Genomic DNA, 6,711 nt, shown 5'->3' with positions numbered 1-6,711 from the left:
AGCGTTCGTCCTGAGCCAGGATCAAACTCTCAATTAAAATTTGGTTTACCTAACTCTTCTAGTTTTAAACTAAACGAATATCTGGTTTGCTTTTTTGCTTTGTGATTATATCACGAATTTATATCTTCACACTATTTAATTAACATGTTTCATGCTGCGTTTTTAGCAGCTTTTACATTATACTCTTTGTATTTTTATTTGTCAAGTCTTTTTTACAAAAAAACTTAATTTTTCATTGAAGCTTTACTTGCTTCTTACAAGAGTAATTGTCTGAGTGACAACTATTTTAGTTTACCAAGTTTCTTAACTGTTGTCAAGAACTTTTTTACTATTTTTTTACTTGTTTTTTACGTCGTCTCTCGTTGCGACTAATATATATTACCATCTCATTTATTCATTGTCAACAAGTTTTTGTATTTTTTTTCAAGTTCTCTTCTGTTTTTGATTTCAAGCTTTTTATATAATTCAGTTAGATTATTTTTTACTGTTTTTTCGCTTATATAAAGCACGCTTGATATTTCTTTATTCGTCTTTCCTTTTATAATTTCTTCTATTAGTACTTTTTCTCTCGTTGTCAATTTTTTAAGTTTATTAAACTTGTTTCTTTGTTCTTCTTTGAATTGTTTTACTCTTTTTTCTACATATAAGTAAGATCTCAATGTTTTATCTACTGCTTCTAATAGTTCTTCTTTTGAGACTTTGGTAGTCACAAGTGAATGATAGAATATAATAGGAATTTGTGTTTCTTCTATTATTTGTATTTTTTTTATATTTACATCACAGAGACTTTTATTGTCAAATAAGAGCAAGTCAAAATTAATTGCTTGCTCTTGTATTTGTTTTATATCGTCCAGTTCAGATATCTCATATATTTTTAGTTCGTTGAGTATCTGATGGATTCCTATTTTCAATATTTCACTATCTATTTGTAGTGCTATTTTTTTAGTCATTTAGCTTTCTTACGCTTTCTCGTTCTATAATCTGTGTTGGTAATACTACATTTTCTTTGAAGTCTGAGTCTTTTTCAGTTATGCTTTTTAATATTTTTCTTATTGATACTGCGCCTATGTCATAATAAGGGATTTTAACTGTAGTAAGTTTTGGTCTATATATTTCTGATAATGTTGTTCCTCCAAAACCTGTTACTGAAATATCTGTTGGTGTTTTTATATTATTGTCTAATAATATATTCATTACATTTATTGCTAATGTATCGAATGTTGTGAAGACCGCTGTAATTTCTTTTTCTTTTAATGTATCTACTATGTCTTTTTCAGCGTTTTCGATTGCTTCTGTAGTTAAGTCTTCGACAAATAGTTCAGTTGTTTCTAGACCCATTTCTTCCATTGCTTTGGCGTAACCTGCATTTTTTTGTTTTTCGTATGTTCTATCATAGTCACGTCGAACTGCTACTGATGCAATTTTTGTATGGCCTTTATCTATTAAATCTTTAACTATTTCGTAGCTTGCTCTTTCATAATCTATATTTGCTCTAAATTTATCTATTTCATAGAAGTTACTTATTATTACATAAGGTATTTTACTTTCTTCTAATTTATATTCTAGTTTTGGATTATGTAAGTTCGATATTACTATAATCCCTTCTACTTGCTTTTGTGAAAGTAAATTTGCAAATTTTACTTCGGTATCCATATCTCCATATGAGCTTGATAGCAGTATGTCATATTTATACATTCTGCCAACTTCTTCTACTCCTCTTAATATTTGAGACACAAAGTTTGAGCCTATATCTTCTACTATTACTCCTATTAAATTAGATTTCTTAGTAACAAGACTTCTTGCTACTTCATTTGGTTTATAATCCAATACTTCAATTGCGTGTAATACTCTTCTACGTGCTTCAGGGCTAACTGGCTTTGAGTCATTGATTACTCTTGATACTGTAGATATCGATACATCCGCCATTTTTGCTACATCTTTAATAGTTGATGCCATAATATTTTCCTCCTTCTGGTACTACTATTTCTAATTCTTTTTCTAATACTTCAAATGTCATAGGTAGTTTCGATGCTCTTTCTCCATCTAAGTCTATTACTACATCAGATTGACATTTGATATTTAGTTTTTTTGTTTTAAAATAAATTACTTTATTATGGTCAATATGTCTACCGTTTACAAGTGTTGCTACTAACTCCGGTACATCAAAAAAATCCATCTTCTTAAAAATCAATACATCCAAATAACCGTCTGATATTTCAGCAAAAGGTGCCATTTTCTTGAACCCTCCCACTGAAGTGGAGTTGGTTATTAGAAAAATCATTGCTCTTTCGTGTCCATTTACCTCATCAGATTCTATTTGGAGATCTAATAAATTCTTGTCATCGAATATATTAGTTTGGAGCAGTTCTTTTACTCCTTCTATATAGTAAGCCATATTACCCAATGTTGCTTTTTTTTCTGAAGAAACTGTATATGCGATTTCTGTAAGCATGCCTCCGGCAGCAACATTTATAAAAACTCTATTACCCGCAAGCCCCAAGTCAATTTTTTTAGTTTTGAAGTTTTTTATCATCTGATAAAATCTCATTGGACTAGTAGGCAAATTTAGGGAATTCGCAAAATCGTTTACCGTTCCGCTTTGAAGAATTGCCAAAGGTACTTTCCTATTTCTTCTATAAATTCCATTCACGACCTCATTTACGGTGCCGTCGCCTCCACAGCAAATTATGAAATCTTCTCCATCATCATCCTTTGCATATTCAAACCCACCTGTGTGTGAATTTGTAAATTGCAATATAATTTTATATTCGTCTTGGCTAAATAATTTAATAAGCTGAAGAACTTTACCAAGTGAAGCACCTCTGCCTGAATTTGGATTAGCAATTATTTTTACTTTTTTCATTTAGTGTTTTCCTCCAAAATTCTTCTAGCTATTATTATACTACACATACTCTGTCTGTAAATCAAAATCTTGTTTTTAGTAGTCTAAATCTTGGAGTTAATCTTTATTTTAGCATAATTTTAATATACATTTAAAAAAGACGAAGCTTTAACTTCGTCTCAGCAAATTATTTTAAGAAAACATCTTTTAATGTTCTTATAACTTCTTTAAAGATATAAAAGTAATCTATAGCATTATCTGAAGTCAATGATATTGTCTTTGCAGTGTCTGAGATTACATCTGTTATATCGGATACAGCATTAGAAACTCTATAAGTTGTATTATCCACTTCTCGAGTAATTCCATTAACTGTGTCTGAAACAGAGCCTACAGCCTGCATTGTCTTTTCAATTTCTGGCTTCACCGTCTTTACTAAGCTATTAGCATCTTGAGATAATGCATTTACATTTACCGAAATATCTTTGGCATTATCCATGAGTGCAGGTACAGTTTTTATCGTATGATCTATTTCGCCTTGGTTTTTTTCTACTATGCTATTGATATTTTTTAGTACCTTATAGACATTTAGTAGTACTAGAAATAGTGCAACAAGTGCTGCAATTCCTGCTACATATAATAAAAAACTTAACAGATCAGCCATTGTAAATACTTGATTCATTTATGCCTCCCAATTAATATTTTTTATTTTCTTTTTCTACCTTTTTAGATGTATCCTTTACAGTTTCTTTTATATTTTCTGATGATTTCTTAATATCTTTTCCAGCTTCATTTGCTGCATCTTTTAAATCTTCTTTTGCATCTTTTGCAGTGTCTTTTACATTTTCTGTTGTTTTATCGACATCTTTTTTGATATCTTCTGCTCCAGATTTTAAAACATCTCCAATTGCATCAGCTTTTGCTTTAGCTACTTCTACATCTTCATCAAATTGTAGTTTTTTATCCATAGCTATATTTCTTAAATCACTATAAGTTTTTTTAGCTTGTTCGCCTGCTTGATATGCTTTAAATTCAACTGTATCTCTTGCATCTAGAGCTGCTTCTTTAGCCTGTTCAGCCGCTTCTTTTGATTTTTCTACTATTTCTTGGCGTGTCTTTTTACCTTCTTGAGGTGCAAATAAGATACCACCCAATGCTCCAAGTGCAATTCCAGTTGCTATTTTTGATGCTTCTTTTATTCTTCTTCTTCTTGCTGCTTCGTTTCTTTTTTCTTCTAAATAGTCAAATAGTCCCATAATTCGTTCTCCTTTGTATTAGTGTTTGATATACTTTTACCCAACAAAATATAAAATATTCAATCTATATAGAATAAAAAAAGGTAAAATCCGCGTGTGTCGTATGCTTCATTAATTCAGACCCGCCCTGCATGTGAAGGTGGGTAACTTGTTAACGTCTTCTGACTTCCTCTCAAAGGAGGCTTGTCATATCAAGCTAAACTCGGTTTCCCGTGTCTGATTTGTCGGTTGAATTAATAGAAGTAAATTCGAACACCACAGAATTTACCTATAATTATTATATACCAAGAAATTACAATTGGCAAGATTTGCTCATTTCAAAAAATTAAAATCATCGGGTTCTTTTGCGTAAATTTCAATATTTTCTGCGGTTCTCACTTTTTTGATTTGCATATAATAACAATGCAGAGCTTGCCTGTTTATAAAAGAAGATTTACAATTATAAAGACTATCTCCAACTATTGGATTACCTATAGATTTAAGATGAACTCTTATTTGATGAGTTCTTCCAGTATACAATTGAACATCAAGTAAACTCATGTTGTTATACTCTCTTATTACTTTATAAGAAGTTTTGGAATATTTCCCCAATACATAATTTACTTCTCTTTTTATTCCATCATCGCTTCTTGCTATAGGTTTTTCTATCAAACCTTCTTTTTTCTCAAGTATACCTTGAACAATTGCTAAATATCTTTTTGTTATTTGTCTTTCAAATTGTTCAGATATATTTGCATGAGCATATGCACTTTTTGCAATAATAACAATACCCGATGTATCTCTATCGAGTCTATTTGCAAATCTAGCTTTTCTTTTTAAAGAAATTTCGTCAAAATATCCACATACATAATTTAATAAAGTCCCACTTAAATCATCTTTGGCAGTATGTGTAACCATATAAGGCGGTTTGTTTATTGCAATTATATCTTCATCTTCATATAAAATATCAAGCGGCATATGTTCTACCAAACCATTTGGCAGTTCATCAGGTATCTTTACAGATATTATATTATTCAATTTTAATTTTTTATTCTCTTGTAAATTTTTACCATTTAAATAAATAAGTTTTTCACGAATTGATTTTCTGATAAGTCTTGAAGAAAAACCTCTTTCTCTTAAAAAGTCGTTTGTGTTCATCTTTTTATCAACTTTAAAATTCAAAAAATCGTCAGATTTTAATATGTACATTTTTCATACCTCTAGTCAATATCATGTTACTGGTTTATAATATAAATAAACAAGATAAAAATCAAGGGGGTATAACCTTGTCTTCTAAAATCGTAAATATATTATCAAATGCAAATTTTGAATCTAAGAAAACCGCTAGTGCTCTACAAGATGAGCTAAAAAAACATGGATATAAGCCATTTAACGGTTTTAATAAAAATGCAGAACTCTGTGTATGCATTGGTGGTGATGGTTCTTTTATAAAGGCCGTTCATCGCAATAATTTTCCAGAAATGCCTTTTGTAGGTATAAATACTGGCCATCTAGGTTTTTATCAAGAAATAAAACCTAATGAGATTGTAAAATTTGTAACTGATTACAAAAATAATAATTATGAGGTTCAGGATATCAAAATATTGAGAACCGATATATATACTAAAAACAAAGTTTATAAATTAAATGCAATAAACGAGGTAGTATTAAAAGCAGCTCACTCAAAAACTATTCATATGAATGTTTTTATTGATAGAAATCATGTAGAAAAATTTTCGGGTGATGGTATCTTGGTTTCCACACCTTCTGGTTCTACTGCATATAATTTTTCTACTGGGGGCTCTATTGTCTACCCTACGCTTCATGTGCTACAAATGACTCCAATTTCGCCAGTTAGTTCTTCTGCATATAGATCAATTAGATCTTCTTTAATTGTGCCAGGAGGTCATACAATTTCACTGGTAATTGAAAAAAGGTATAAAGACTCCAACCTTTTGTTAGTAGATGGAAATGAGTATTTTTTTAATAATTTACATCGAGTCAATACACGTCTATCAAATAAGACAATTAAAAAACTTATTTTTTCCAATAATTCTTATTGGGATAATATAAAAGATAAATTCTTATAATTATACTAAATATGTATTATAGGTCAAATTATTATAACTATAATTTTTAATAAATCTGATTTTGTTTTTTTGGTATAATTTATTATTCGTAATATGATTCCTAATGATTTTTTGCATTAGTAAAAAGTTTTTAAAAATATAAAAAATCGAATTTGTATTAATCGCAAATATATAGCAATTATCAAATTCGATTTTTTAATGTAAAGGAATTAGAACTAATTAATCCACAAAATCAGACATAGTTATTAATAATAGTCTTCTTCACTTTCTTTTCTTTTTTTAGTTTCACGATAGATATTTTCAAAATCATTATTGTCTTCGTAAATATCAGACTCCTCAATATGCGGCGAACCCACTTCAGGCTCAAGGGGTATTATAAGAGCCATAGCAATATAAACCCAAATACTTAGACCACCAGGCACAATCAAAAGAAATGCAGCAATCCTTACAATAGTAGAATCAATACCAAAATATTTCGCTAATCCTCCACAAACACCCGCAATCATCCTGTCATTTCTAGATCTATAAAGTTTTTTCAACACAATCA

8 protein-coding genes and 1 other RNA gene are annotated in these 6,711 nt (G+C 29.8%); 1 reads left to right on the top strand and 8 read right to left on the bottom strand.

The window, feature by feature from the left end; genetic code table 11:
* Positions 1–386: 386 nt before the first annotated feature.
* The 7 genes from ABID14_RS09655 to ABID14_RS09625 form a co-directional block, all read right to left on the bottom strand.
* A complete protein-coding gene (locus ABID14_RS09655; RefSeq protein WP_354369504.1) occupies positions 387–950 on the bottom strand; it encodes a LuxR C-terminal-related transcriptional regulator in 564 nt (187 codons plus the stop codon).
* On the bottom strand, positions 943–1,956 hold the full coding sequence (locus ABID14_RS09650) for a LacI family DNA-binding transcriptional regulator (protein WP_354369502.1): 1,014 nt from the start codon (positions 1,954–1,956) through the stop codon (positions 943–945). Before ABID14_RS09650 ends, ABID14_RS09655 begins: the two co-directional genes overlap by 8 nt.
* Positions 1,940–2,863: a diacylglycerol/lipid kinase family protein gene (locus ABID14_RS09645; RefSeq protein ID WP_354369500.1), complete on the bottom strand. Its 924-nt coding sequence runs from the start codon at positions 2,861–2,863 to the stop codon at positions 1,940–1,942. Before ABID14_RS09645 ends, ABID14_RS09650 begins: the two co-directional genes overlap by 17 nt.
* 166 nt (positions 2,864–3,029) lie before the next feature.
* The gene (locus tag ABID14_RS09640; RefSeq protein ID WP_354369498.1) at positions 3,030–3,521 is read right to left on the bottom strand and encodes a hypothetical protein; all 492 of its coding nucleotides are present in this window, start codon (positions 3,519–3,521) and stop codon (positions 3,030–3,032) included.
* A 13-nt stretch (positions 3,522–3,534) separates the two neighbouring features.
* A complete protein-coding gene (locus tag ABID14_RS09635; RefSeq protein ID WP_354369496.1) occupies positions 3,535–4,095 on the bottom strand; it encodes a YtxH domain-containing protein in 561 nt (186 codons plus the stop codon).
* A gap of 83 nt (positions 4,096–4,178) precedes the next feature.
* Positions 4,179–4,362: non-coding RNA, 6S RNA (gene ssrS, locus ABID14_RS09630), on the bottom strand.
* 45 nt (positions 4,363–4,407) lie between these two features.
* Positions 4,408–5,283 carry an RluA family pseudouridine synthase gene (locus ABID14_RS09625; protein WP_354369494.1) on the bottom strand — a complete coding sequence of 292 codons (876 nt, stop codon included), beginning with the start codon at positions 5,281–5,283 and terminating at the stop codon, positions 4,408–4,410.
* A gap of 23 nt (positions 5,284–5,306) precedes the next feature.
* Between ABID14_RS09625 and ABID14_RS09620 the strand changes: the two genes are divergently transcribed.
* The gene (locus ABID14_RS09620; protein ID WP_354369492.1) at positions 5,307–6,164 is read left to right on the top strand and encodes an NAD(+)/NADH kinase; all 858 of its coding nucleotides are present in this window, start codon (positions 5,307–5,309) and stop codon (positions 6,162–6,164) included.
* Positions 6,165–6,409: 245 nt separating this feature from the next.
* On the opposite strand, the gene ABID14_RS09615 is transcribed toward ABID14_RS09620, so the two are convergent.
* On the bottom strand, positions 6,410–6,703 hold the full coding sequence (locus tag ABID14_RS09615; protein WP_435529969.1) for a PspC domain-containing protein: 294 nt from the start codon (positions 6,701–6,703) through the stop codon (positions 6,410–6,412).
* Positions 6,704–6,711 lie beyond the last annotated feature (8 nt).

The sequence above is a fragment of the Peptoniphilus olsenii genome (genome assembly GCF_040545475.1).
GTDB classification, from domain to species: domain Bacteria; phylum Bacillota; class Clostridia; order Tissierellales; family Peptoniphilaceae; genus Peptoniphilus_A; species Peptoniphilus_A olsenii.
This window is presented reverse-complemented; position numbering and strand designations above follow the sequence as displayed.

Bases quoted from the DNA above. Each gene is read 5' to 3' on its own strand.
- ABID14_RS09655 (WP_354369504.1), bottom strand. From the start codon at position 950: ATGACTAAAAAAATAGCACTACAAATAGATAGTGAAATATTGAAAATA.
- ABID14_RS09650 (WP_354369502.1), bottom strand. From the start codon at position 1,956: ATGGCATCAACTATTAAAGATGTAGCAAAAATGGCGGATGTATCGATA.
- ABID14_RS09645 (WP_354369500.1), bottom strand. From the start codon at position 2,863: ATGAAAAAAGTAAAAATAATTGCTAATCCAAATTCAGGCAGAGGTGCT.
- ABID14_RS09640 (WP_354369498.1), bottom strand. From the start codon at position 3,521: ATGAATCAAGTATTTACAATGGCTGATCTGTTAAGTTTTTTATTATAT.
- ABID14_RS09635 (WP_354369496.1), bottom strand. From the start codon at position 4,095: ATGGGACTATTTGACTATTTAGAAGAAAAAAGAAACGAAGCAGCAAGA.
- ABID14_RS09625 (WP_354369494.1), bottom strand. From the start codon at position 5,283: ATGTACATATTAAAATCTGACGATTTTTTGAATTTTAAAGTTGATAAA.
- ABID14_RS09620 (WP_354369492.1), top strand. From the start codon at position 5,307: ATGTTACTGGTTTATAATATAAATAAACAAGATAAAAATCAAGGGGGT.